At 46.8% G+C, this 395-nt stretch carries 1 pseudogene; it reads left to right on the top strand.

Annotated elements, in window-relative coordinates:
* Positions 1-395: pseudogene (locus AB4486_RS24070) on the top strand (AcrB/AcrD/AcrF family protein); the annotation flags it as partial.

Here is a 395-nt window from a genome sequence, read left to right as displayed (position 1 = left end):
TGGCTTTGTGAAACAAGCATTCTTCCCATCTTCAACTACTCCGATGTTCCAAGTGGATGTTTGGATGCCAGAAGGTACGGATATTCGAGCAACTAATACCAAGTTGAGAGTGCTTGAGAGTTGGTTGTCGGAACAAAGTGAAGTTGAACATATCACGACCACGGCCGGTAAAGGTCTGCAGCGTTTCATGTTGACCTACTCACCCGAGAAGAGTTATAGCGCGTATGGCGAAATCACGGTTCGTGTGACAGATTATCAGGTACTTGAAGGGCTGATGCGTCGCTTCCGTGAACACGTTGACAGTCAGTTCCCTGAAATTGATTACAAACTTAAGCAAATTGAATTAGGCCCTAGTGGCGGTGCGAAAATTGAGGCTCGAATCGTCGGTTCAGACC

Source organism: Vibrio sp. 10N.222.55.C6 (assembly GCF_041473395.1).
GTDB lineage: Bacteria > Pseudomonadota > Gammaproteobacteria > Enterobacterales > Vibrionaceae > Vibrio > Vibrio crassostreae_C.
Note: the sequence above shows the minus strand (reverse complement) of the source record. Positions and strands in the feature narration are given on the sequence as shown.